Origin of the sequence: Isoptericola sp. NPDC056605, assembly GCF_042792795.1 — a bacterium.
In the GTDB taxonomy this organism is placed as follows: domain Bacteria; phylum Actinomycetota; class Actinomycetes; order Actinomycetales; family Cellulomonadaceae; genus Isoptericola.
Window position 1 is genome coordinate 186,934 of sequence record NZ_JBHTVT010000004.1, and the last position, 24,868, is coordinate 211,801.

21 protein-coding genes are annotated in these 24,868 nt (G+C 74.7%); 8 read left to right on the forward strand and 13 right to left on the reverse strand.

Going from position 1 to position 24,868, the window contains the following annotated elements; all coding sequences use genetic code 11:
* Window positions 1-65 precede the first annotated feature (65 nt).
* Entirely contained in the window at window positions 66-1,286 is a 1,221-nt protein-coding gene (gene sepH, locus ACFQ8Y_RS06425; protein ID WP_430584960.1) for a septation protein SepH, read from the forward strand.
* Between the two features lie 40 nt (window positions 1,287-1,326).
* Here sepH and ACFQ8Y_RS06430 read toward each other — a convergent pair whose 3' ends face one another.
* The 5 genes from ACFQ8Y_RS06430 to ACFQ8Y_RS06450 all read right to left on the reverse strand — a co-directional run bounded on the left by ACFQ8Y_RS06430 (window position 1,327) and on the right by ACFQ8Y_RS06450 (window position 7,467).
* Window positions 1,327-1,986: a thymidine kinase gene (locus ACFQ8Y_RS06430; RefSeq protein ID WP_430551092.1), complete on the reverse strand. Its 660-nt coding sequence runs from the start codon at window positions 1,984-1,986 to the stop codon at window positions 1,327-1,329.
* 49 nt (window positions 1,987-2,035) lie between these two features.
* Entirely contained in the window at window positions 2,036-2,644 is a 609-nt protein-coding gene (locus ACFQ8Y_RS06435; protein WP_430563712.1) for a DinB family protein, read from the reverse strand.
* A 119-nt stretch (window positions 2,645-2,763) separates the two neighbouring features.
* Window positions 2,764-3,981 carry an alkaline phosphatase family protein gene (locus ACFQ8Y_RS06440; RefSeq protein ID WP_430584961.1) on the reverse strand — a complete coding sequence of 406 codons (1,218 nt, stop codon included), beginning with the start codon at window positions 3,979-3,981 and terminating at the stop codon, window positions 2,764-2,766.
* On the reverse strand, window positions 3,978-4,577 hold the full coding sequence (locus tag ACFQ8Y_RS06445; protein WP_430584962.1) for a DUF5998 family protein: 600 nt from the start codon (window positions 4,575-4,577) through the stop codon (window positions 3,978-3,980). Before ACFQ8Y_RS06445 ends, ACFQ8Y_RS06440 begins: the two co-directional genes overlap by 4 nt.
* A gap of 76 nt (window positions 4,578-4,653) precedes the next feature.
* Window positions 4,654-7,467: a GNAT family N-acetyltransferase gene (locus tag ACFQ8Y_RS06450; RefSeq protein WP_430584963.1), complete on the reverse strand. Its 2,814-nt coding sequence runs from the start codon at window positions 7,465-7,467 to the stop codon at window positions 4,654-4,656.
* A 163-nt stretch (window positions 7,468-7,630) separates the two neighbouring features.
* Here ACFQ8Y_RS06450 and ACFQ8Y_RS06455 point away from each other — a divergent pair, with 163 nt between their 5' ends.
* Together ACFQ8Y_RS06455 and ACFQ8Y_RS06460 are read left to right on the forward strand one after the other, a co-directional pair.
* Entirely contained in the window at window positions 7,631-10,114 is a 2,484-nt protein-coding gene (locus ACFQ8Y_RS06455; RefSeq protein ID WP_430584964.1) for a DNA topoisomerase (ATP-hydrolyzing) subunit A, read from the forward strand.
* A 9-nt stretch (window positions 10,115-10,123) separates the two neighbouring features.
* Entirely contained in the window at window positions 10,124-10,687 is a 564-nt protein-coding gene (locus tag ACFQ8Y_RS06460) for an AAA family ATPase (RefSeq protein ID WP_430584965.1), read from the forward strand.
* Here the strand turns inward: ACFQ8Y_RS06460 and ACFQ8Y_RS06465 are convergent.
* Entirely contained in the window at window positions 10,684-11,391 is a 708-nt protein-coding gene (locus tag ACFQ8Y_RS06465; protein WP_430584966.1) for an alpha/beta fold hydrolase, read from the reverse strand. The genes ACFQ8Y_RS06460 and ACFQ8Y_RS06465 overlap by 4 nt on opposite strands.
* Before the next feature lie 50 nt (window positions 11,392-11,441).
* Between ACFQ8Y_RS06465 and ACFQ8Y_RS06470 the strand changes: the two genes are divergently transcribed.
* On the forward strand, window positions 11,442-11,918 hold the full coding sequence (locus ACFQ8Y_RS06470; RefSeq protein WP_430584967.1) for a GNAT family N-acetyltransferase: 477 nt from the start codon (window positions 11,442-11,444) through the stop codon (window positions 11,916-11,918).
* On the opposite strand, the gene ACFQ8Y_RS06475 is transcribed toward ACFQ8Y_RS06470, so the two are convergent.
* Window positions 11,831-12,580 carry a lysoplasmalogenase gene (locus tag ACFQ8Y_RS06475; RefSeq protein ID WP_430584968.1) on the reverse strand — a complete coding sequence of 250 codons (750 nt, stop codon included), beginning with the start codon at window positions 12,578-12,580 and terminating at the stop codon, window positions 11,831-11,833. The genes ACFQ8Y_RS06470 and ACFQ8Y_RS06475 overlap by 88 nt on opposite strands.
* A gap of 66 nt (window positions 12,581-12,646) precedes the next feature.
* On the reverse strand, window positions 12,647-13,768 hold the full coding sequence (locus ACFQ8Y_RS06480; protein ID WP_430551082.1) for a GNAT family N-acetyltransferase: 1,122 nt from the start codon (window positions 13,766-13,768) through the stop codon (window positions 12,647-12,649).
* A 126-nt stretch (window positions 13,769-13,894) separates the two neighbouring features.
* On the opposite strand from ACFQ8Y_RS06480, the gene ACFQ8Y_RS06485 reads away from it, so the two are divergent.
* The 3 genes from ACFQ8Y_RS06485 (at window position 13,895) to ACFQ8Y_RS06495 (ending at window position 19,166) form a co-directional block, all read left to right on the forward strand.
* Window positions 13,895-14,788, forward strand: coding sequence for an SMP-30/gluconolactonase/LRE family protein (locus ACFQ8Y_RS06485; protein ID WP_430584969.1), 894 nt, complete (start codon window positions 13,895-13,897; stop codon window positions 14,786-14,788).
* Between the two features lie 74 nt (window positions 14,789-14,862).
* Window positions 14,863-18,438 carry a methionine synthase gene (gene metH / locus ACFQ8Y_RS06490; protein WP_430584970.1) on the forward strand — a complete coding sequence of 1,192 codons (3,576 nt, stop codon included), beginning with the start codon at window positions 14,863-14,865 and terminating at the stop codon, window positions 18,436-18,438.
* Window positions 18,439-18,506: 68 nt separating this feature from the next.
* Window positions 18,507-19,166 carry a GNAT family N-acetyltransferase gene (locus ACFQ8Y_RS06495; protein WP_430584971.1) on the forward strand — a complete coding sequence of 220 codons (660 nt, stop codon included), beginning with the start codon at window positions 18,507-18,509 and terminating at the stop codon, window positions 19,164-19,166.
* A gap of 38 nt (window positions 19,167-19,204) precedes the next feature.
* On the opposite strand, the gene ACFQ8Y_RS06500 is transcribed toward ACFQ8Y_RS06495, so the two are convergent.
* The 4 genes from ACFQ8Y_RS06500 to ACFQ8Y_RS06515 are packed head-to-tail and all read right to left on the reverse strand — an operon-like array spanning window position 19,205 to window position 22,827.
* Window positions 19,205-19,567, reverse strand: a complete 363-nt coding sequence (locus ACFQ8Y_RS06500; protein ID WP_430563705.1) for a DUF2200 domain-containing protein — start codon at window positions 19,565-19,567, stop codon at window positions 19,205-19,207.
* A gap of 43 nt (window positions 19,568-19,610) precedes the next feature.
* Window positions 19,611-20,225: a DUF6580 family putative transport protein gene (locus ACFQ8Y_RS06505; protein WP_430584972.1), complete on the reverse strand. Its 615-nt coding sequence runs from the start codon at window positions 20,223-20,225 to the stop codon at window positions 19,611-19,613.
* Entirely contained in the window at window positions 20,222-20,641 is a 420-nt protein-coding gene (locus ACFQ8Y_RS06510; protein ID WP_430563704.1) for a DUF4430 domain-containing protein, read from the reverse strand. Before ACFQ8Y_RS06510 ends, ACFQ8Y_RS06505 begins: the two co-directional genes overlap by 4 nt.
* A gap of 59 nt (window positions 20,642-20,700) precedes the next feature.
* On the reverse strand, window positions 20,701-22,827 hold the full coding sequence (locus ACFQ8Y_RS06515) for a type IIA DNA topoisomerase subunit B (protein WP_430551075.1): 2,127 nt from the start codon (window positions 22,825-22,827) through the stop codon (window positions 20,701-20,703).
* Window positions 22,828-22,961: 134 nt separating this feature from the next.
* Between ACFQ8Y_RS06515 and ACFQ8Y_RS06520 the strand changes: the two genes are divergently transcribed.
* Window positions 22,962-23,177 (forward strand): DUF7455 domain-containing protein, encoded by a 216-nt coding sequence (locus ACFQ8Y_RS06520; protein WP_429729875.1) that lies wholly within the window; start codon window positions 22,962-22,964, stop codon window positions 23,175-23,177.
* A 96-nt stretch (window positions 23,178-23,273) separates the two neighbouring features.
* Here the strand turns inward: ACFQ8Y_RS06520 and ACFQ8Y_RS06525 are convergent, their stop codons facing one another.
* Window positions 23,274-24,863, reverse strand: a complete 1,590-nt coding sequence (locus ACFQ8Y_RS06525) for a SpoIID/LytB domain-containing protein (RefSeq protein ID WP_430584973.1) — start codon at window positions 24,861-24,863, stop codon at window positions 23,274-23,276.
* Window positions 24,864-24,868: the final 5 nt, after the last annotated feature.

The following is a 24,868-nucleotide window of genomic DNA, read 5'->3' on the forward strand; positions in this document are numbered from 1 at the left end:
GGCACCCTCGAACAGGCGGACCCGCCCCGACGGAGTTCCCGAGGGCGACCTGTGAGGGAGGAAGCATGGCCGAGCTCGAGCTCGTGAGGCTGCACGAGGACGGTGAGCGCCTGGTCCTGCGCGGCCCCGGCGGCACCGAGAGCACGCTGCCCATCACGGAGGCGCTGCGCGCCGCGGTGCGACGCGACCGACCGCGCACGGAGGCGCTGCGCGCCCAGGCGGCCACCACCCTGCGCCCCCGGGACCTGCAGGCGCGCCTGCGCGCCGGGGCGACGGTCGAGGAGCTGGCCGACGAGTCCGGGCTCCCCGTCGACCACGTGCAGCGCTACGAGTGGCCCGTGGCGGCGGAGCGCGACCACGTCATCGGGCAGGTGCGCGCCCACCGGCTGCCGGGCGACGACGAGACGACGACCCTCGGGGAGGTCGCCGACACCCGGCTGGCCGCCCGCGGCGTCACGACCGACGAGGCCCTCTGGTCGGCCCGCCGCGACGGCACCGCGCCCTGGGTGGTCGAGGTGCGGTTCTCCGCCGGCGACCGCGACCGGTCGGCACGCTGGACCTTCGACCCCAAGGGCCGGGTCGTGACGGCGCTCGACGACGAGGCGCGCTGGCTCGGCCAGCCGGACGACCCGGTCTCCCCCGACGTGCTGGGCGTGCCGTCGACGGGCGGGCGTGCGGTCACGCCCCGCCGGCACGTGGACGACGACACCACGGCGCTGCTCCTGGACGACCTCGCCGGACGCCGCGGGCAGCGGCCCGGCGACCGCCGCAGGACGCCCGCCCGCACGGCGGCGGACGACGTGCCACCCGCGCCGGAGCCGATCCCCGTCGGCCACGTCAGCGCTCCCCCGGTCGACGCGCCCGCCGTGGCGCCGGAGCCGGAGCACGCCGACCCGGCCGGCGCGAGCGTGGTCGACCTCGGGTCGCGCCGCGCGGGCCTGCGCCCGACGACGCCCGACCGCTCCACCCACCCGTCGTCGGCGCGTCGGCCGATGCCCGGCGTGCTGCCGCTCGACCACGACGACGACGGGGCCGACGACGGGGACAACCGGGCCGGGGCTGCGGACACCCTCCCGGACGCCAGGCAGGACGCACGGTCCGACGTGGTCGACGACGCGCCCGCACCGAGCGGGCCGCCCGCGCAGGGGCCCGCCGGGCCGCAGCCGGCCGCGCCGGCACCGCGGAGCGACAAGTCCGCCGGGGGGCGACGGCCCGGTCGCAAGGGCCGCGCCCAGGTGCCGAGCTGGGACGAGATCGTCTTCGGCGGCGGCCGCCCGTCGTCCTGACCTCGGCCGGCCCCGTCCTGTCCTGTCCCGTCCTGTCCCGCTACGCGCCGTCGCCCAGGTCGAGCTGGTCGGTGACCGACGCGCGCCGGCGGGCGTCGGCCTGCGTCATGCGCCGCATGTGGTGGCGCCGGCACAGCACCTCGTAGGACACCGGGCCGCCGTCGGGCGCGCCCGCGACGTCGCCGACCACCACCTGGTCGCCCTCGACGACCATGACGCCGCCCACGGTGCGGGCGTTGTGGGTGGCCCGCGCGCCGCACCAGCACAGGGACCGCACCTGGAGCTCCTCGACGCGATCGGCGAGCTCGATGAGACGGGCGGCACCGGGGAACAGCCGCGTGCGGAAGTCGGTGGTGATGCCGAACGCGAAGACGTCCAGCTCCACCTCGTCGACGAGGCGGGCCAGCTGCTCCACCTGGGCCGGGGAGTAGAACTGCGCCTCGTCGCACACGAGGTAGTCCACGACCCGACCGGCCTGCCGCTCGGCGGCCACGACGTCCCAGAAGTCGGTGTCGTCGGTGACCTCGCGGGCGTCGACCTCGAGGCCGAGCCGCGACGACAGCCGGGACGTGCCGGCGCGGTCGTCGCGCGTGAAGATCAGACCGGTCCGCCCGCGCGCCGCGTGGTTGTGGTCGGTCTGCAGCGCCAGCGTCGACTTGCCGCTGTCCATGGTCCCGGAGAAGAAGACGAGCTCGGCCATGGGCAGATCCTGTCAGACCCGTGCCCCGTGCCGGGCCGGCGCCCGCGGCCTACTGCCCGACGCGCCCGTCCACGCACTCCCGCAGCAGGTCCGCGTGCCCGCAGTGCCGCGCGTACTCCTCGACGTGGCCGAGCAGCAGCTCGCGCAGCGAGATCTCGCCGCCCGGCTCCGCGCCCAGGTCGGAGAAGCCGGCGTTCGTGCTGCCGAGGTCGTCGAAGCCGTCGACCATGCGGTCGGTGGCGGCCATCTCCTCGTGCCAGCTCCGGAACGCCTCCGCGACGACGGCGGGGTCGGCCACCGCGCCGTCCCAGTCGCCGTCGCGGTGCGTCTCGCTGCGGTACAGCCACGGCGCGTCCTCGCCGGTCATGATGCGGCGCACGTGCCGCTCGTCCTCCGTGAGGTGGCGCACCAGTCCGAGCAGCGACATCGTCGACGGCGGCACCGAGCGGCGGGCGAGCTGCTCGGCGTCCAGGTCGGCGCACTTCATCTCGACGGTGAGCCGGTACGAGCGGAGCGAGTCGAGCAGGATCGCCCGTTCGTCGACCAGCTCGACGTCGCTCTCGCGCGGGTCGTCGTCCGGGTCCACCCACATGTCGGGGTAGACGGTGGCGCGGGTCCAACGGGACTCGGTCGCAGGGTCCTGCTCGCGGGGCTCCATCTCGGCATCGTGACACCCGCGAGGCGGGCGCGCCACGGCTTTCCGTGCCGTGCTCGTGCCGTGCTCGTGCCGTGCTCGTGCCGCGCTCGTGCCGCGTGCGAGGGCGACGACCGCCGGGGCTACGCCTGCGCGACCAGCAGCGGCACGACCATCTCCGCGGGCGTGAGCGACCCGTGCACGCCCGGCATCTCGCGGGCGCCGGACGGGTGCAGGCGCGAGTCGACGACCGTCGCCGCCCCGCGCGCCGCGACCAGGACGTCGCCCACCGCGGGCAGCACGTGGTCGGCCACGGGACCCAGCCATCCGGCCGCGACCGCGTCGTCGCGCAGCACGACGAGGGCGTCGTCCCCGAGCACCGCGGCCCAGCGGTCCGCGACGTCCCGCGGGTCGGCGCCGGGAGCGACGTACACGTGGCCGGCGCGCGGCTCCCCGCCGAGGAGGGCGACGTCGCGCGCGAGCTCCGGCCGGGCGGCGACGTCGTGCTGGTGGGACAGGTCCGCCGTCACCTGACCGTGGTCGGCCGTGACGACGACGAGCGTGCCCTTCGGGACGGAGCGCACCAGGCGGCGCAGCTCGGAGTCCGTCTCCTCGAGGGCGTCGCCCCACTGCCACGACTGCGGACCGTGCTGGTGGCCCGCCTTGTCAACGGCACCGTGGTAGAGGTACACGAGGCCGGGCTCGCGCAGCTCGCGCACCGTGGTGCCCACCTGGGCGTCGAGCCCCTCGGCGGCCGCGTAGCGCGGGCCGCGCAGCGCCGCGCGCGTCATCCCGGAGCCCGCGAACCGCGCGGGCCCGGGCGAGGTGACGCGCACCCCGCGCCGCACGAGCGTCTCGAGCACCGTCGGCTCGCGCTGCACGTCCTCGGGCTCGGCACGCATCGGACCGGAGAGCTTGGTACGCCGGTACGGGTCCGACTGCTCGGTCCAGGACACGGTGGTGGCGAGGCCGCCCGTGGCGGGGTTGCGCTGCGTGTAGCCCAGGAGCCCGGTGCGGCCCGGGGCCGTGCCCGTGCCGAACGTCGCGAGCGCCGCCGCCGTCGTCGAGGGGAAGCTCGACAGCACCGACCGGCCGTCCGCGGCCAGCGAGCGCAGGAACGGGGCGTGCCCGCCACGCTCGGCGAGGTTGGCCAGGCCCAGGCCGTCGACGAGGACGACGACCGCCCGGCGGACGCCGGAAGGCAGCCCGAGCGCGTCGCGGCAGTCCGCCGACCGCAGCCCGGTCGCGGTCGTGAGGTCCGCCCCGAGGGCGCCCGCGACGGCGGGCAGCACGGCGGCGAGGGAGCCCGTCCCGTAGGAGGGGGCGAGGAGGCCGTCCGGCAGCGCGAGGGTCGCCGTCATCGGGCGGCGCGCCCGCCCGTCCCGGTCGCCGCCGACAGGGAGCGTGAGAACGCGATCGCGCGGCGCAGGGCGTCGCGCCCCTCCGCGGCACCGCTGACGCGCACGACGACGTCGTCGGGCGTGAGCTGGCCGGTGAGTCCGTGGTCGGCCTCGCAGTTCGGGTCCGGGCACTGCACGGGCTCGAGGTCGACGCGGGAGACGGCGCCCCAGCCGATGGCGAGCGTGAGCTCGGACGCGCTGTCCCCGGGGCGGTGCTCCGCCGGCTCGGCGACGATGTGCGTGAGGGCGACCGACCGGATCTCGCTCAGCGCCACGGCCTCCGTGGTCGCGGCGGCTGACGACGGGTGGGCGGCGTCGCCCTCGTGGTCGTCGACGTGCGCGGTGACGAGGCGGGTGGGCGTGAGGGCCAGCACGGTGAGGTGCCGGCGCACGGCGTCGTCGAAGGTGGTCTCGGCCTGGACGAGGTGGGCGAGCACGTCCTCGTCGGCGAGCGCGACGTCGAGGACGTCCTCCACGAGGTCCGGGTAGTACCCGGCCCGGCGCACGTGGGCGGACAGTTCGGTACGGAGGTTCTCGCGGGCGGTGGCATGCGGCACCCGCGCATTCTCCCACCGCCCCGGCGGCCGTGGCCACCGCCGTCCCCAGCCGGTGCCGTCCCCGCGTTCCGGCACGTCAGCCGGGCAGGGCGCGGCGCGGCGCGTCCGCGCGCTGCGCCGCCGACCGCAGCCGGACGACGGCGTGCAGCACGCTCACCCCGACCGAGCCGACGACGACGGGGTACAGCTCCAGCGACGCGAGCTCGGGCAGGTCGTCCGCCAGCACGGACACGCGCGCGAGCACGTCCTCGAGCGCGTCGATGTCCGCCTCCGGCGCGCCGCCGTACCCGAACAGCCGCGGCGCCGCGCGCACCGTGCGCACCATGGCGGCCACGTCGACGTCCGTCAGCGGCGGGATGCCGTAGGCCACGTCGTCGAGGAGGTCCGTCGCGTCGCCCGCGAGGCCGAACGACACCTTCGGGCCGAACAGCGGGTCCTCGCCCGAGCGGATGACGCACGGCACCCCGACGGGTGCCATCGGCTGCACCTCCATGGCGGGCTCGTCCTCCCCCAGGACGTCCAGGGCGACCTGCCGCATGCGCTCGACGTCGGCACGCAGCTCGGCCGCGTCGGCGATGTCCAGGCGCACCCCGCCCAGGTCGGTGCGGTGGCGCAGCGCCGTCGAGGCGGTCTTGAGGGCGACCGGCCAGCCGAGCTCGTCGGCCGCCGCGACGGCCTCGTCCGCCGTGCGCACGGTCCGCGAGCGCCAGAGCCGCACGCCGTAGCAGTCGAGCAGCTCCGCCGTCTCGTCCTGCGTGAGCGCCCGCCCCTCGCCGCCCTCGGCGTCGGCGAGCCAGCGCTCGACGAGCTTGCGCGCCCGCCGCGCGTCCATGCCCTCGGGCCGCACGTGGGTGCCGCGGTCCTCCGTGCGCCAGCGCGCGTACGTCACGACCTTGCCGAGCGCCGTCACCGCGTCCTCCGGCGTGGAGAACGCGGGGATCCGCACGGGCGTGCCGTCGGGGCCCGTGGCCGCGAGCTCGTCGGGCAGGCCGCTGAGGCCGAGCATCGACGCGACGGTGGTGCGCCCGGTCCGCGCGGCGGCCTCGGCGACGGCGCGCGCCACGGCCCCGGTGCGCGGCACGACGACGGGCACGTCGACGGCGACGACGACGTCGCACGCCCCGGGCGCGTAGAGCGCACCGGTCACCTGCGCGATCTGCTCGTCGGTGGCGTCCGGCGGCAGGAAGTCGGAGGACGCCGCGACGACGAGGCCCGCGGCGGCCGCGGCCTCGGCCACGAGGGCCGCGAGCGCGGCGGACGACGCGAGGATGCCCACCCGGCCGCCGGTCGGCAGCGGCTGGTGCGCGAGCACCTGCGCGACGTCCATGAGCTGGTGGGTGTTCTCGGCCCGGATCACGCCGGACTGCCGCAGCATCTCGTCGAGCAGGCGACGCGGCGCCCGCGTGGCGCGCACGGCGTGCCCCGGGGGCACGACCTGGCCCGACCGGCCCGCCACGACCACGACGACGGGCTTGACCCCGGCCAGCCGGCGCGCGATCCGGGAGAACTTGCGGGGGTTGCCGATGGACTCGAGGTAGAGGCAGACGACGGCGGTGCGCGCGTCGTCCTGCCAGTACTGCATGAGGTCGTTGCCCGACACGTCGGCGCGATGCCCCGCGGACAGCAGCGCCGAGACGCCCAGGCCGCGCCGCTCGAGCGTCCGGGTGAGCGTGACGGCGGCGGGCGCCGACTGGCAGAACATGCCGACCACGCCGGCCCGGGGCGTCCGTTCCGCGAGGCTCGCGTGCAGCCGCGCGCCCGGCGTCGTGGTGAGCAGGCCGAACGACGCGGGGCCGATCACCCGCATCCCGCCCGCGTGCGCGGCGCGCACCAGCTCGCGCTGCCGGGCCAGGCCGTCCGGCCCGGTCTCCGCGTACCCGGCGGCCAGCACGACGACGCCGCGCGCGCCGCGACCGGCCAGGCGCCGCACCGCGTCGACGGCGGCGTCCGGCGGCACCGCCAGGAGCGCGAGGTCGACGCCGTCGTCGCGCGCGTCCCCGTCGCTCGCCTCGTCGCCGGCCCCGAGCGCGTCGTCCCACGACGCGGCGACCGCGAGCCCCGGGGCGTCCGGGACCGGACCGGGGGCGTCGAGCACCGTGAGCCGGCTGTCCCCCGGGTCGGTCGCCGCGGCGTCGACGACGCGCTGCGCGAGGTGGTGCTCCGGCGTCGCTCCGCCGGGCCCCGCCGGGCCGGGCCCGACGAGCAGGACCCGGCGGGCGGACAGCAGCGCCTGCATCGAGCGCGCCTCCGCGCGGTGCTCGCGGTCCGCCATCACCTCGCGGGAGCGCTCCGTGGGGTCGAGGTCGAAGGCCACCGTGACCACGCCGTCGTCGAGGTGCTGGCTCACCGCGTACCCGGCGTCGCGGAAGACGGCGAGCATCGACGAGTTCTGCGGCAGCACGTCCGCGGTGAAGCGCCGCACCCCGCGCTCGCGCGCCGCCGCGGCGACGTGCTCGAGGAGCACCGAGCCGAGGCCCTTGCCCTGCATCGCGTCGGCGATGTTGAAGGCCACCTCCGCCTCCGTGGGCGTGACCTTGTCGTACCGGGCGACGCCGAGCACGTCCTCGCGCGGGCGGCCCGCGTCGTCGGCGCCGGGCCGCACCGCGACCAGGGCCACCCGGTCGCGCTGGTCGAGGTGGGTGAGGCGGTTCAGCTCGCGGTCCGTCAGCCGGCGCACCGGCGCGAAGAAGCGGAAGTACGCGGACCGCTCGGACTGCGCCTCCTGGAAGCGCTGGATCGCGTCGGCGTCGTCGGGCCGCAGGGGGCGCACGTGCATGGTCGTGCCGTCGCGCAGCACGACGTCGGCCTCCCACGCGACCGGGTACCCAGGGTCCGGCCGAGCGTCCTGCCCAGCCGCCGGCCGGGCGTCCGGAGTGTCGGGTGCGTCCACCCGTGCAGGCTATCCGGGCCCTGTGACGCGGGCGCGTCGCCGCGCCTGCGCGGCCCTGTGGGCGCCGGCGACTAGAGTCTGGTGCCGTCCGCGAAGGACGCCCGACCGCGAACCCCGCCGGCCGTCCCGCCGAGCCGTCCATCGAACTCAGGAGCCGCACCGCATGGCGCGCAAGAGCAGCAGCGCACCCGCCACCGACGAGCCGTTCGACGAGAAGATCGTCGACATCGACGTCGCGGCGGAGATGGAGACGTCGTTCCTCGAGTACGCGTACTCCGTCATCTACTCGCGCGCCCTGCCGGACGCCCGCGACGGCCTCAAGCCGGTGCACCGCCGGATCCTCTACATGATGTCCGACATGGGCCTGCGGCCCGACCGCGCGCACGTGAAGTCGTCGCGCGTGGTCGGCGAGGTCATGGGCAAGCTGCACCCGCACGGTGACACCGCGATCTACGACGCGCTGGTGCGCCTCGCGCAGGACTTCTCGATGCGCCTGCCGCTGGTCGACGGGCACGGGAACTTCGGCTCGCTCGACGACGGCCCGGCCGCTCCGCGGTACACCGAGGCCCGGCTCGCCCCGCCGTCGATGGCGATGACCGCAGGGCTCGACGAGGACGTCGTCGACTTCGTCCCGAACTACGACAACAAGCTCACGCAGCCCGCGGTGCTGCCGTCCGCGGTACCGAACCTGCTGGTCAACGGCTCGTCCGGCATCGCCGTCGGCATGGCGACGAACATGGCGCCGCACAACCTCGTCGAGGTCGTGGCCGCCGCCCAGCACCTCATCACCAACCCCGACTCGACGCTCGACGACGTCATGCGCTTCGTGCCCGGCCCCGACCTGCCCTCCGGCGGCAAGATCGTCGGGCTCGACGGCGTGCGCGACGCCTACCGCACGGGGCGCGGCACGTTCCGCACGCGCGCGACGGCGCGCGTCGAGAACGTCACGCCCCGCCGCAAGGGCATCGTGGTCACCGAGCTGCCCTACGGCGTCGGCCCGGAGAAGGTGATCGAGAAGATCGCCGACGGCGTGAAGGCCAAGAAGATCCAGGGCGTCACCAACGTCCAGGACCTCACCGACCGCACCCACGGGCTGCGCCTGGTCGTCGAGGTGAAGACCGGCTTCGACCCCGACGCCGTGCTCGAGCAGCTGTACCGCACCACCCCGCTCGAGGACTCGTTCGGCATCAACAACGTGGCCCTCGTCGACGGGCAGCCGCGCACGCTCGGCCTCCTCGAGCTGCTGCGGGTGTGGGTGGCCCACCGGATCGACGTCGTGCGCCGCCGCTCGACCTTCCGGCTCGCCAAGCGGCAGGAGCGCCTGCACCTGGTCGAGGGCCTGCTGCTGGCCATCGTCGACATCGACGAGGTCATCCAGGTCATCCGCACCTCCGACGACGCGGGCGCCGCGCGCGAGCGCCTCATGAGCGTCTTCGACCTCTCGGAGCCCCAGGCCACGTACATCCTCGACCTCCAGCTGCGCCGCCTCACCAAGTTCTCCCGCATCGAGCTGGAGAAGGAGCAGTCGGAGCTGGAGCGCGAGATCGCCGAGCTCCAGGAGATCCTCGCCGACGACGCGCGCCTGCGCGCCGTCGTCAGCGCCGAGATGGGCGAGGTCGCCTCGACCTACGGCACCCCGCGCCGCACCGTGCTGCTCGACTCGGCCGGCGGCGCCACCGCCCCGGCGGCGACGAACGGCCGCAGCAAGGCGCCGGCCATCAGCCTGGAGATCGCGGACTCCCCCACCCGGGCGCTCCTGTCGGCCACCGGGCTGCTGGCCCGCACCTCGGGCGAGGCCGCGGACGCGCCCCTCGAGCGCGCCGGGCGCCGGCACGCCCACGACGCGATGCGCGGGGACGTCGCCACCACGACGCGCGGCGACGTCGGACTCGTGACGTCCGCGGGCCGTCTCCTGCGGGTGTCCGCGCTCGACCTTCCCGCGCTCCCCCCGGTCGACGGCCCGCCGTCCCTCTCGGGCGGGATCCCGGTGAGCGAGCTGGTCGCGCTCGCGCCCGGCGAGACCGCCCTGGCCGTGGTCTCGCTGGACGACGACGCGCCCACCCTGGCCCTCGGCACCGCGAACGGCGTCGTCAAGCGCGTCGCCGCGGGCGACGTGCCCGCGAACCGCGACGAGTGGGACGTCATCGCCCTCAAGGACGGCGACCGCGTGGTCGGTGCGAGCCCGGTCGGCGAGGACGACGAGCTCGTCTTCGTCGCCTCCGACGCGAGCCTGCTGCACTTCGACGCCTCCGCGGTGCGCCCGCAGGGCCGGGCCGCGGCCGGCATGGCGGGCATCCGCCTCGGCGCGGGCCAGCAGGTCGTCTTCTTCGGCGTCGCGAGGGCCGCGAACCGCGACCTGCACACGGTCGTCACGGTGGCGGGGACGTCGGGCGCGCTGCCCGGCACGGGCGGCGGCTCCGCGAAGGTCACGCCGTACGAGCTGTACCCCGGCAAGGGGCGCGGCACCGGCGGGGTGCGCGCGCACCGCTTCCTCAAGGGCGAGGACGGCCTCGTCCTGGCCTGGGTGGGCGAAGGGCCCGCCCGCGCCGTGGGCGGCGCCGGTCAGCCGGCCGAGCTGCCGGAGAGCACCGACCGCCGCGACGGTTCGGGCCAGCCGCTGCCCGCGCCCGTCGCCGCGATCGGCTGACGGCCGGGCATGAGCGCGGGCCCCGTCGCCGAGCCGGACGACGTACCCGTCCTCGTGGTCGTGACGGGCCGCCCCGGCACGGGCAAGACCACGCTGGCGCGGCGTCTCGCCCGGGCGCTGCGCGCCGCCTACGTGCGGGTCGACGCGATCGAGGCGGCGCTCGGCGCCGGCGACGCCCGCTCCGCCGGACCCGAGGGCTACGCGGTCGCGCACCTGCTCGCCCGGTCCAACCTCGAGCTCGGCGGCGACGTCGTGGTGGACGCCGTCTGCCCGGTGCCGGAGTCCCGGTCGGCCTGGGCCGACACCGCGCGGGCCGCCGGGGCACGCCCCGTCGTGCTCGAGACCGTGCTCGCGGACGCCGCCGAGCACCGCCGCCGCGTCGAGGCCCGGCGGCCCGACCTCCCGGGCCAGCGTGTGCCGACCTGGCAGGACGTCGCGCTGGACGGGTACGCATCCTGGGACGAGGCCCGCGACGGTGTGCGCACCCCGGTCGCGACCACCTCGTCCGACGACGCGCTCACGACCGCGCTCCGTGCCGTCGGCCCCCGCGGCCGCGCCCGCCCGGTCCGCTAGCGGTCGACTGCGGCGACGATCGCCGTGCCCAGGTCGGCAGGGCGCGAGAACATCGGCCAGTGGCCCGTGGGCAGGTCGACGATCTCGTAGTCGTGCAGCCGCGCCAGCTCGGCCACGAACGGGTGACCCTCGGCCATCAGTCCCCGCAGCACCTCGCCGGGCATCTCGCAGGCGATCACCGTCGTCGGGACGTCGAGCCGGCGCGCGTCGTCGCCGAGGTGGTGGCCCTCGCGGACCGTCCCGCCGGGCTGCGGCACGGCACGGTCCCGGAACCGTGCGCGGACCTCGTCGTCGAGCCCGACGAGGTCCTGCTCCTCGAACTCGCTCCATGCGGGCAGCTCGTGGTCGACGACGTCGACCGGGAGGTCGGCATTCACGGCCTGGCCCTCGACGAACGGCCCCGAGTCGACGTACACCACGCGGGCGACCCGGTCCGGACGCCGGTCGGAGGCCGCGTACACGAGCCCTCCGCCGGCGGAGTGCCCCACGAGCGCGACGGGCGCGTCGCCCGGGACGGCGTCGATCGCGGCGACCACGGTGTCCACGTGGTCCGCCAGGCGGATGCCGGAGCGGTCGGCGTCCACCGATTCCAGTCCCGGCAGGGTGACGGCGTGGGGCGTGTGGCCCGCCGCCGCGAGCACCGGGACGACGTCGTCCCAGGCCGATCCGTCGAGCCAGAACCCGGGTACGAGGATGATGTCCATGTCCCGAGATTAGGCGTGACCTCCGACACGTCGGCTGCTTCACTGCCGCCATGCCCGACCTCGACCTGCCGGACCCCGACCTCCACCTGCCCGACGGCTACGTCTTCACCACCGCCCCCGAGCGGATCGACGCCGACCGGGTGCACGAGCTGCTCGCTGCGCACGCGTACTGGGCCGCCGGCCGTTCCCGCGAGCAGCAGCGCGCCGCCATGGCGGGGTCCCGGAACTACGGCGTCCTCGCCGCGACGGGCGACCTCGCCGCCTACGCCCGCCTGGTCACGGACGGCGCGACGTTCGGCTGGCTCGCGGACGTGATCGTCGACCCCGCGCACCGGGGGCACGGGCTGGGCCGCGCCGTCGTCGCGGGCGCGCTGGCCGACGTCGAGTCCCTCGGGCTGAAGCGGGTCCTGCTGCGCGCGTCCGACCAGGGCCGGCGCATCTACGAGCGCGCCGGCTTCATGCCCGTCCCCGAGCCCGACAGCTGGCTGCAGCTGCAGGCGAGCACCCCGGCCACCAGGAGCGCTTGACCCGCGACGTAGGTGAGCATCACCCAGAAGCCGGAGGCGGGCGGGTCGAACCAGCCGGTGAAGGCGCCCAGCGCGATCATGGCGTCCGACGCCAGGAAGACGACGCCGCCGGCGCCGGCCAGCGGGTGCACGCCCGTGGCGAGCACCGCCATCGCCACCAGGCAGACCCCGTAGACGATCACGGCGGCCAGCAGCGGCCCGGGCGCACCCGGGGCGCAGGCCGCGACGAGCGCCACGGCCGCGAGGACGTAGGGCGCGAGGAGCGCCGGCCGGCGCACGACGCTCGCCCGCCGGGTCGGCCAGAACGCGACGACGTAGGCACCCTGGGCGAGCAGGAAGAAGCCCACCATGACGAGGAACGCGGCATCACCCTCGAACGCCGCGGGAGCCGTGTCCCCCAGCCAGGACAGGCCGAGGGCCACGGCGACCAGCCGCACCAGCCGCGAGCGCGGTGCGGGCGCGGCGCACCAGAGCGTCACGGCGAGCAGGGGCATCAGGCAGACCTGGGTGACGCGCGCCCAGGTGCTGGCCTCGGCCACCTGGGCCACGAGGTGCAGCACGGTGAGCATCGCCAGCGCGACGGCGGCCGCGCGGGAGGTGACGGTGGGCAGGAGCCGCTGCGGCGGCGCCGGGAGCAGCCCGGAATGAACGACGTCGGTCACGCGGGGCAGCCTAGGGCCCCGGGGCGTCAGTCCGAAACCCGCCGTCGGGTGAGCCCCGTCCGCCGGTCAGAGCTCGATCGTCACCAGGCGCGAGCCGTGCCGCTCGGTGTACCCCAGGCTTGCGTACAGGCCGTGGGCGCCGCTCGGGTTCTGGGTGTCGACGTCGAGCGCGGCGACCGCCATGCCGTCGGCGGCGAACGCCCGCATGCCGGCGGCGAGCAGCGCGACGGCGACCTTGCGGCCGCGGTAGGCGCGGCGCACGCCGAGGATCTCCGTGTAGCCGAACGGGTGGCCGCGCACCGCGAAGTCCGCCGTGAACCGGGCCGCGACGTGGTAGCCGACGACGAGCGGCTCACCCGCCCGCAGCGCGGCCGCCGTCTCGCCGTCGGTGCGCGGGTCGGCCAGGAGGGCGGCGACGTCCGGCGCAGGGTCCACGACCACGAACGACCACTCGGGGGCGTAGGTCGAGCGCCCGCTCCGCCACTGCTCCGGGGTCTGCGGCTCGCTGCCCCAGTGGTCGCGGAACGCGTCGTTGTGGGCCAGGCGGGCGGGCTCGTCGAGGTCGTCGGCGAGCGGCACGAGCCGGAGCCCGTCGTCGAGCGCGACATCGGGCACGGGGTGCGCGTCGAGGTCGCGCAGGTCGCGCTCGAGGTCGGAGTAGAAGCGGCGCGGCGTGAAGCCCGCACGCTCGTACAGCCGCACCTTCGGGGCCGGGGCCGTGTCCTCGAGGAACCCCCCGATCCGGCCGGGGACGCTCGCGCCGGAGGCGGCGAGCATCTGGCGGGCCCGTGCCTCCTGCCAGGCGAACAGCTCCCGGCCGATGCCCTCCCCGCGGCGGTCGGGGTGCACGGCCCCCCACAGGAACGCCCGCACCCGGCTGGTGTCGCCGGGCATGGTCTCGACGTAGCCGTAGGCGCGCAGCAGACCGTCGGCGTCGAGCCCCACGACCGAGTCGGTCGCGAGCCGGCGCCACGGTGCGTCGAGGATCTCGAGCAGCTCGTCCAGCGTCTCCCGGTACGGCTCGCGGTCCGCCTCCGCGACCGTGTTGCGCAGGTCGAGCAGGGCGCCGGCGTCGTCGCGGGTCGCGGGGCGCCAGGTCAGCCCGCCGGCCGTGAGCGGCGGCAGGACGGACGGGGCGCCAGCGCGCTCCGCGAGGGGCGCGAGCGGGGCGGGGGCAGGGGTCGCCATGGGCCACACGGTAGGCACCGCCGGGGCCCCCCGCACGGCCTTTTCGTCCGCCGGCGCTTGTCCGGGGCGGCGGCCGTGTGGCACGGTGCACCGTCCTGACCTGCACCGACCGCAACGGAGCGTGCGATGACCGAGACCGTCCCCGCCGTGTACGAGCTCCTCGACCCGCGGTTCGCCGCCGTGCGCGGCGACAGCCGCCTCGAGCGCCTCTGGACCGGCGCGCGCTGGACAGAGGGACCGCTGTACGTCCCCGCGGGCCGCTACCTGCTGTTCAGCGACATCCCCAACGACCGGGTGCTGCGCTGGGACGAGACGGACGGCTCGGTGAGCGTCTTCGACTCCCCCGCCGGTTACGCCAACGGGCGCACGATCGACCGGCAGGGCCGCGTCGTCGCGTGCCAGCAGGGTCCGCGGCGCGTGGTGCGCACGGAGCACGACGGGTCCACGACGGTCCTCGCCGACCGGTGGCAGGGCCGGCGCCTCAACAGCCCCAACGACGTCGTCGTGTCGGCCGACGACGCGGTCTGGTTCACCGACCCTCCGTACGGGATCACGAGCGACTACGAGGGCGAGCACGCGGAGCCGGAGATCGACGGCTGCCACGTCTACCGGGTCGACCCGCGCACGGGGGAGGTGGCCGCCGTCGCGACGGACCTCGAGCGCCCCAACGGACTGGCGTTCTCCGTCGACGGGCAGCGGCTGTACGTCGCGGACACGCAACGCCGGCACCTGCGGGCCTTCGAGGTCGACGGCGGACGACTCACGGGCGGGGACGTCCTCGCCGAGCTCGACGGCGGGCCGGACGGCGTGCGCGTCGACACGGCGGGCCGCGTCTGGGTGGCCGCCGGGGAGGCCCTGCACGTCCTCGACCCCGACGGCACGCTCCTCGGGCGGCTCCACCTGCCCGAGGAGGTCTCGAACCTCGCCTTCGGCGGCCGCAAGCGCAACCGCCTCTTCGTCACGGCGTCCACGTCGGTGTACTCGATCCTGCTCACCGTGAACGGCGCTCCGCTGCTCTGAGCCGGGCCCGCGGGGCCCGCTCGCGACGGTGGACGCGCCGTCCGAGCGGCGCCGCGCGCCGTTACGCTGCACGGGTGACGACCACGCTCGACCCCGCCGCCGCCGACGCCCGCTCCACCGCCCTGCGCGAGGCCCTGCGCACGCGCGTCGTGGTGGCCGACGGGGCCATGGGCACGATGATCCAGGCCGCGGACCCCACCCTCGACGACTACGAGGGGCACGAGGGCTGCAACGAGATCCTCAACGTGTCGCGGCCCGACATCATCCGCGCCGTGCACGACGAGTACCTCGAGGTGGGCGTCGACGCGATCGAGACCAACACCTTCGGCGCCAACTGGTCGAACCTGTCCGACTACGGCATCGACGACCGGATCCGCGAGCTCGCCCGGGCGGGCGCCGCCCTGGCCCGCGGGCGCGCGGACGCCTTCGCCACCGCCGACCACCCGCGCTGGGTGCTCGGCTCGATGGGCCCGGGCACCAAGCTGCCGAGCCTCGGCCACACCACGTACGCGCACCTGCGCACGACGTTCGCCGAGCAGGCGGCCGGGCTGCTCGAGGGCGGCGCGGACGCGCTGCTGGTGGAGACCAGCCAGGACCTGCTGCAGGCGAAGGCGGCGGTCACGGGCTGCCACGACGCGATCGCGGAGGTCGGCCGCGACGTGCCGGTCATCGTCTCCGTCACCGTCGAGACCACCGGCACCATGCTCATGGGCTCGGAGATCGGCGCGGCGCTCACCACGCTGCAGGCGATCGGCGTCGACGCGATCGGCCTGAACTGCGCCACCGGCCCGGACCAGATGAGCGAGCACCTGCGCCACCTCGCGCGGCACTCCGAGGTGCCGGTCACCTGCATGCCCAACGCGGGCCTGCCGGAGCTCGGACCCCACGGCGCCGTCTACCCGCTGACGCCGCAGGAGCTCGCCGCCGCGCACACGCAGTTCGTGCAGGAGTTCGCGCTCGGCCTGGTCGGCGGGTGCTGCGGCACGACGCCCGAGCACATGCGCCAGGTGGTCGAGGCCGTGCGGGGCCGGGAGCTGCCCGCCCGGGACCCGCAGCGCGAGAACGGCGTCGCGTCCCTCTACTCCCACACCGACCTGCGCCAGGACACGTCGTACCTGGCGATCGGCGAGCGCACCAACGCCAACGGCTCCAAGGCGTTCCGTGAGGCGATGCTCGACGGCCGCTGGGACGACGTCGTCGACATCGCGCGCGCCCAGACGCGCGACGGCGCGCACCTGCTGGACGTCTGCATCGACTACGTGGGGCGCGACGGCGTGGCGGACGTGCGCGAGGTCGTCTCGCGGCTGGCGTCGGCCTCCACGCTGCCGCTGGTGATCGACTCGACCGAGCCGGCCGTGCTGCAGGCAGGGCTCGAGCTGCTCGGCGGGCGCGGCGTCGTGAACTCGGTGAACTTCGAGGACGGCGACGGCCCGGGCTCCCGCTACGCGAAGATCATGCCGCTCGTGCAGGAGCACGGGGCCGCCGTCGTCGCACTGACCATCGACGAGGAGGGCCAGGCGCGCACCAAGGACGGCAAGGTCGCGATCGCCACCCGCCTCGTCGAGCAGCTCACGGGCGACTGGGGCATGCGGGTGGACGACATCATCGTCGACGCCCTGACCTTCCCCATCGCGACGGGCCAGGAGGAGACGCGGCGCGACGCCATCGAGACGATCGAGGCGATCCGCGAGATCACCACGCGCTTCCCCGGCGTGCACACCACGCTCGGCGTCTCCAACGTGTCGTTCGGCCTGAACCCGGCCGCACGCACGGTGCTGAACTCGGTGTTCCTGCACGAGGCGACGCAGGCGGGCCTGGACTCCGCCATCGTGCACGCGGCGAAGATCCTGCCGCGCAACGCCATCCCCGACGAGCAGTGGGAGGCGGCGGAGGACCTGGTGTGGGACCGGCGCCGCTACGACGACGAGGGCAACCTCGTCCACGACCCGCTGGCGCACCTGCTCGAGCTGTTCTCGGGGGTCGACGCCACCGCCCTGCGCGACCAGCGCGCCGCCGAGCTCGCCGCGCTGCCCGTCGGCGAACGGCTCGAGCGCCGCATCGTCGACGGCGCGCGCAAGGGCCTGGAGGAGGACGTCGACGAGGCGCTCGCCGACGGCATGAAGGCCCTCGACATCGTCAACACCCACCTGCTGGGCGGCATGAAGGTCGTGGGCGAGCTGTTCGGCTCCGGCCAGATGCAGCTGCCGTTCGTGCTCCAGTCCGCCGAGGTGATGAAGACCGCGGTGGCGCTGCTCGAGCCGCACATGGAGAAGGTCGAGGGCGGCGAGGACCGCTCCAAGGGGACGGTCGTGCTGGCCACCGTGCGGGGGGACGTGCACGACATCGGCAAGAACCTCGTCGACATCATCCTCACCAACAACGGCTACACGGTCGTGAACATCGGCATCAAGCAGCCGGTCAGCGCGATGATCGAGGCCGCCGAGGAGCACGACGCCGACGTCATCGGGATGTCCGGCCTGCTCGTGAAGTCGACGGTCGTGATGAAGGAGAACCTCGCGGAGCTGGTCTCCCGCGGGCTGGAGAAGCGCTGGCCCGTGCTGCTCGGCGGCGCGGCCCTCACCCGCACGTACGTCGAGGACGACCTCGCCTCCGCGTTCCCCGGCACCGTGCGGTACGCGAAGGACGCGTTCGAGGGGCTGCGGCTCATGGAGCCGCTCGTCGCCATCGCGCGCGGCGCCGACCCGGAGTCCGTGGGCCTGCCCGCGCTCCGCAAGCGCCGGCACGGTGTCGTCACCGTCACCGAGACGGCGCCGGAGGACCTGCCGGCGCGCTCCGACGTCGCCGCCGACAACCCCGTGCCCGAACCCCCGTTCTGGGGCACCCGCGTGGTCAAGGGCGTCCAGCTCGCCGACTACGCGGCGTTCCTCGACGAGCGCGCGACGTTCATGGGCCAGTGGGGGCTCAAGCCCGGTCGAGGCGAGGACGGTGCCTCGTACGAGGAGCTCGTCGAGTCCGAGGGCCGGCCGCGGCTGGCCGCGTGGCTCGAGCGCGTGCGCACCGACCAGATCATGGACCCGACCGTCGTGTACGGGTACTTCCCCGTGTGGTCCGAGGGCGACGACGTCGTGGTGGCGCACCACGACGGGCCCGACGGCGGCTCCGGCGGCGAGCCAGGCACCGAGCGGCTGCGGTTCCACTTCCCGCGCCAGCGCCGCGACCGGCACCTGTGTCTCGCCGACTTCGTGCGGCCGCGGTCGTTCGCCGAGGAGACCGGCCGGTTCGACGTGCTGCCCGTGCAGCTCGTCACCGTGGGCGACACCGTCTCGGGCCACACCGCGAAGCTCTTCGAGGCGAACGCCTACCGCGAGTACATGGAGCTGCACGGCCTGTCCGTCCAGCTCACCGAGGCGCTCGCCGAGTTCTGGCACTCCCGCGTGCGCGACGAGCTCGGATTCTCCGGCGAGGAGCCCACCGACGTCGAGGGCCTCTTCAAGCTGCAGTACCGCGGCGCCCGGTTCTCCCTCGGCTACCCCGCCTGCCCGGACATGGAGGACCGCCGCAAGGTGGTCGAGCTGCTGCGGCCGGAGCGCGTCGGCGTGACGCTGTCCGACGAGCTGCAGCTGCACCCCGAGCAGTCCACCGACGCGTTCGTCTTCCACCACCCCGAGGCGAAGTACTTCTCGGTGTGAGTCCTGGGGCGTGCACTGTCGGGTCGACCAGGTTCGACGTCGGGCGCGCAACCAGGGACGATACGAGCATGAGCACGCCGCAGACCGGTCAGGACGTCATGCCCACGGGGCCCCACCAGGCGATCGCCGTGGACCGCTACCGGCCCACCGACCGCGATGCCCTCTACGACGTGTGCCTGCGCACGGGCGACTCGGGCGAGGACGCCACCGGGCTGTACGCCGACGGCGACCTGCTCGGCCACGTCTACCTCGGCGCGTACCTCGAGCTGGAGCCCGACCTGGCGCGCGTCCTGCGGCGGGAGGACGGCACGCCCCTCGGGTACTGCGTGGCCACGGCGAGCACCGCGGACTTCGAGCGCCGCTGCGAGGAGAGCTGGTGGCCGGCGCTGCGGCGGCGGTATGCCGCCCCCGCGGAGGACGACGCGTCGCCGGACGCGCCGCTGCTGCGCGCGATCCACGCGACGTCGCGCACCACGGCGCCGTGGCTCGACGAGTTCCCCGCGCACCTCCACGTGGACCTGCTGCCCGAGGCGCAGGGCGGCGGCCGCGGACGCCGCGTGCTCGAGGCGGTGCTCGACGGCGTCGCCGCGGCCGGTGCGCCGGGCATCCACCTCGGCGTCGGCGGGCGCAACGTGCGCGCGATCGGCTTCTACGAGCACCTGGGCTTCCGCACGCTGGAGCACCACCCGTGGGGGCTGACCATGGGGATGCGTCTGCCGCGCCGCTGATCCCGGACCGGCGCCGTCGATCGATCGCCGGCCACAGGCTAGGCGGCCGCGCTCCCTCGCAGGATGGACGTCATCTTCTTGCCCTTGGCGACCTCGTCGACGAGCTTGTCCATCCAGCGGATCTGCTGCATCAGCGGGTCGTCGATGTCCTCGACGCGCACACCGCAGATCACCCCGGTGATGAGTGACGCGTTCGGGTTCATCGCGGGCGCCTGGGCGAAGAACGTCTCCAGGTCCACCTCGTCGGCGACGGCCCTCTCGAGGCCGCCGTCGTCGTAGCCCGTGAGCCAGGTCAGGACGCGGTCGAGGTCGTCCGTGCTGCGGTCCTTGCGCTCCACCTTCTGCACGTAGAGCGGGTACACGCTGGCGAAGGGCATCCGCCGGATCCGGTCGGCAGGCATCGGTCGCCTCCTGTCGTGGCGGTCGGGTGTGCTCCCGTCGAGGCTACCGCGCGGCGACCGCGCCGACGCCCGGCACGGACGCCCGCTCGAGCCGTGCCACGAGCGCGACGAGACCCGCGGCGAGCGGCACGAGCACCAGGTTGCCCAGCAGCATCGGGCGCAGGAAGGGCAGCCCGGCGACGTAGCTGGCCAGCAGCCCGTCCAGGCCTGCGGGGTAGAACGTGCCCCGGCCGAGCCACCACACGCCCGCGTTGGTCCACAGGTAGAAGAACAGCGAGCTGCCGACGCCGAAGCCGAGCGCGGCGACGAGGCGTCCCGCGCCACCCCGGGTGCGGCCGGCCCACCAGGCGCCGACGCCGATCACGGCCCAAGCGGTCCACGTGAACACCAGCACCGAGGAGTTCCCGAGCAGGACGTCGCTCACCGCGACCACGACCAACGGCGCGAGCATCGCGAGCCGGTGGCGCAGCAGCCCCGCGGCGGCGAACGCCGCCGCGGTCGAGAGCTCGAGGTTCGGCGGCGCGCCGAGATCGGTCTTCACCAGCCGCCAGACGACGGCGCCCGCGACGAGCAGCACGGCCAGCGCGGGCCGCCACCACCGGTGCACGAGCTCGCGGGCGGCCAGCGGAGCCTCCAGGCGCGAGGTCACGGCGATCACTGCTCGATCTCCTCGAGCTTCCAGGTGATGGTCTGCCCGTCCTTGGTCTCGAGCGAGCCCGCGCCGACCTGGGCCATCTCGTCGTCGACGTACAGGCCCCAGAACTCCGTCTCCGGGTCGGCCTCGCGACCGCGGATCGCGGTGACGAAGGCGTTCTCGCCCTCGCCCTGCACCTGCGCGTCCGGGTCCTTCTCCTCCAGCAGCTCGAGAGCGGTCTTGCCGTCCTCGCCCTCGTAGGAGAACTTGCCGACGTTCTCGGCCACCTGCTCGGTCGCATCCACCGATGCGGAGACCGACGGCGACGCGCCGTCCGACGAGCCGCCCTCCGAGCACCCGGCGACGACCCCCGAGGTCAGGGCCAGTGCGGGCAGGAGTACGAGCAGTCGTGGCGCCGTCCGGCGCGTTGCGGTCTTCACGGCCAGAGGGTACCCATCACCGGGGCGCGCCCGCCGCTCGGGCCGCCATGCGGACGGGGTCAGGCGTCGATCCGCGACTGGTCCAGCGTGCTCGCCCCGGCGACGATGAACTCCTTGCGGGGTGCGACGTCGCTGCCCATGAGCAGCTCGAACACCCGCTCCGCGGCCTCGGCGCCCTCCACCGTGACGCGGCGCAACGTACGGTGCCGCGGGTCCATGGTGGTCTCGGCGAGCTGGTCCGCGTCCATCTCCCCCAGCCCCTTGTACCGCTGGATGTCCTCCTTGTACCGGCGGCCGGCACGGTCGAGCTTCTTCAGCGTCGCGGTGAGCTCGGCCTCCGAGTACGTGTACACGTACTCGTTCTTGCGTCGGCCGCTGCCCAGCACCTCCACCCGGTGCAGCGGCGGGACGGCGGCGAACACGCGGCCCGCCTCGAGCATCGGGCGCATGTAGCGGTAGAAGAGCGTGAGCAGCAGGGTGCGGATGTGCGCGCCGTCGACGTCGGCGTCGGTCATCAGCACGATCTTGCCGTAGCGGGCCGCGTCGAGGTCGAAGGACCGTCCGGAGCCGGCCCCGAGCACCTGGATGATGGCGGCGCACTCCGCGTTGCGGAGCATGTCGCTGATCGACGCCTTCTGGACGTTGAGGATCTTGCCGCGGATCGGCAGCAGCGCCTGGAAGTCGCTCGAGCGCGCCAGCTTGGCCGTGCCGAGGGCGCTGTCGCCCTCGACGATGAACAGCTCGCTGCGGTTCACGTCGTCGCTGCGGCAGTCCGCGAGTTTCGCCGGCAGCGACGACGCCTCGAGGGCGTTCTTGCGCCGCGAGATCTCCTTCTGCTTGCGCGCCGTGACGCGGGCGCGCATCTCGGCCACGACCTTCTCGAGCAGCAGCGCCGACTGCGCCTTCTCGTCCCGCTTGGACGACGTGAGGAGGGCGCCCAGCTCCTTCTCGACGACGCGGGAGACGATCGCCCGCACGGGTGCGGTGCCGAGCACCTCCTTGGTCTGCCCCTCGAACTGCGGCTCCGCGAGGCGGACCGTGACGACCGCGGTGAGGCCCGCGAGGACGTCGTCCTTCTCGATGCGCTCGGCCGCGTCCTTCGTGGAGACCTTCAGACGCCGCGCGTTCGTCTCGATCTGCTTGCGCACCGTCTTGAGCAGACCCTGCTCGAAGCCGGACAGGTGGGAGCCGCCCTTGGGCGTCGCGATGATGTTGACGAAGGTGCGCACCTCCGTGTCGTAGCCGCCGCCCCAGCGCAGCGCCACGTCCACCTCGCAGTCGCGCTGCACCTCCTGCGGGGACATGTGGCCGCGGGAGTCCAGCACCGGCACGGTCTCCGTGAAGTGGCCGCTGCCCTTGAGCTGCCACGTCGACGTGACCGGTGCGTCGGGCGCGAGGAACTCGACGAAGTCGACCGCGCCGCCGTCGTGCTGGAAGACCTCCTCGTGCGGGCCCGACTCCCCCGGCGTGCCCGGCAACCCGCGCTCGTCGCGCACCGTGAGCTTCAGGCCCGGCACCAGGAACGTCGTCTGGCGCGCGCGCGTGACCAGCTCGTCGTAGCTGAACACCGCCGTCTTGGGGAACACCTGCCGGTCGGCCCAGTAGCGCACGCGCGTGCCGGTGACGCCGCGCTTCGCCTTGCCGACGATCGCGAGCTCCGACCCGGACACGAAGGGCTCGAACGGCGACTCCGGCGACGGGCCGGAGGCCGGGTCCCCGAAGACTCCCGGCTCCCCCCGGTGGAACGTCATCCCGTACGTCTTGCCGCTGCGGTCGACCTCGACGTCGAGCCGCGCCGAGAGCGCGTTCACGACCGAGGCGCCCACGCCGTGCAGGCCACCCGACGCCGTGTACGAGCCGCCACCGAACTTGCCGCCCGCGTGCAGCTTGGTGAAGACCACCTCGACGCCCGTCAGGCCCGTCTTGGGCTCGACGTCCACCGGGATGCCGCGGCCGTCGTCCTCCACCGTCACCGACGAGTCGGCGTGCAGCACGACGCGGATCGCGGTCGCGAAGCCGCCGAGGGCCTCGTCGACCGAGTTGTCGATGATCTCCCACAGGCAGTGCATGAGGCCGCGCGAGTCGGTGGACCCGATATACATGCCGGGGCGCTTGCGCACCGCCTCGAGGCCCTCGAGGACCGACAGGTGGCGCGCGGTGTACCCGGACTCGGAGGTGGCTGTCACGGGAACGAGGGTAGACGATTCGAACGCCTGTACCGTCGACCCACGCCGCCGGGTGTGCTCCACGCCGCTATGCCCGGAGCGAACCCGGCCCGGGTCGGGGATGCTCCGGGCCACCTGTCTGGTTGGATGGTCATGTGAGCACCACGACGACCGAACCGACCCAGCCGCTGACCGCCGCCGACCGCTGCGACCGCTGCGGCGCCCAGGCGTACGTGCGAGTGGTCCTGCCTGTCGGAGAGCTCCTCTTCTGCGGGCACCACGCACGCGCGCACGCGGACGCCTACCAGGGTGTCGCCGTCCACGTCCAGGACGAGACGGACCGGCTCCACGAGGAGCACGGGGCGCGCTGACCCCGGCGCGGCACACCGACCCCACGAGAGCCCCGCACCGTCCGGTGCGGGGCTCTCGTGCGTCGTGCGCGGGATGACGGTCGTGGCCGGCGAGGATCAGCTGCTGCGGCCCGAGAACGAGCCGACCCACGACCCCCGGACGCCGAGGGTGGTGCGCCACCCGTCCGCCGTCTTGGTCCGCGACACCTTCGTCCCCAGGGCCGAGGTGGCCGTCAGCGTCTTGACCTGGCCGCTCGACCACCGCGACGTCACCGCGATCGAGCGCACCGACGCGAGGCCGAAGACCGACCGGGCCTTCGCCTGCGTGATCGAGTCGCTCCACGTCAGGTACGGGTTGCCGGGCGCCTTGGCCGAGGAGGTGTCGGCCACGTGCACGAGGTAGGGCAGTGCCGCAGTCCCGAACACCTCCGTGTTGGTCGCCGTGCCGCGGCGACCTCCCGCGCTGCCGGTCGACGCGAAGTACGGCGTCTCCGCGAATCCGCCCTCGGCGTCGCGCAGCACGGTCACCGTGCCTTCCTGCACCGTGGCGTCCACCGCCGCGACCCAGGCGCTCCCCCAGCTCCCGCCCTGCTTCTTCCAGCCGGTGTAGTGCTGCGAGCGGGTGTCGTCGTAGACGTGGCAGCCGCACGTGGACTTCAGGCCCTTCACCTTCTCGACGATCGCGTAGTTGCGCGCCGCGACGGCCTGCGCCTCCAGGGCGGCAGCACCGCGGTTGCTGCTCGCGCCCCAGCCCGAGGGCATCTCGTCGAGCCCGTAGAGGTACTCGGTGTTGATGACCACCTGGTTGACGACGTTCGGCCGGTTCGACCGCTTCGTCACCACCAGGCGTCCGTTGCGGTAGGTCCCCTGGGCGCCGGCCACGGTCGCGACCGCCTTCGTCCCGGTGGGCTGGTAGTCCCGCGTGCCGGACCACTCGTAGGTCAGGCTGGAGCGCGCGGACACGCTCTTCGTCGTCGTACCGCCCTTCGTCACCTTGGCCGTGACCCCCGCGGACGCGACGCCGACGGTCACCTTCTCCGAGGCTCCGCCGCTCGCCACGACTGCGCCCGCCGGGTCCTTGAGCCGCCAGGCGCCGGAGCCGACCGCCAGCACCGTCGTGGTCCGGCTGTCCGACGGCGGTCCGAGCACCTGCACGTCCAGGGTGGTCCGGGGGTCGTTCGCCGTCGAGACGGTGGTGCCCGGGTAGTAGTAGCCCAGGATCTGGGCCGCGGTACGGCCCGAGCGCGACTGCTCGTAGGCGCCCCACTGGGCCATCCCGACGCCGTGCCCCGAGCCCGAGCCGGAGATCGCGAACCGCACCGGCACCACGAGCACCGTGACACCGCCGCTCGTGGCGTGGCTGGTCCGGAAGCGGTACGTCGTCGAGGCGGTGGGCTTCACCGTGGTCGACACGCGGCCCGTCGACCCGGTCCGCACGGTGCGCACCTTCACCCACGACGTCCCCGTCTTGCGCTGCAGCGTGACCGTCGCGCCCTGCACGGGCTTGCCGGACTTGAGGTAGCGGACCGTGAGGGACTTTCCGGTCGCCGCCGTCGTCGTCCCCCCGCCGGAGCCCGTCAGCGACCAGGTCGCCGCCTGCGCCGGGGGCGCCACGAGCACCGAGGCGAGCGACAGCGCCAGGGCGACGACGAGCGCGAGCAGGGCGACGACCCGGGGTCGCCCGGGGAGGGTCGTGGTCTGGAGCACGCGGA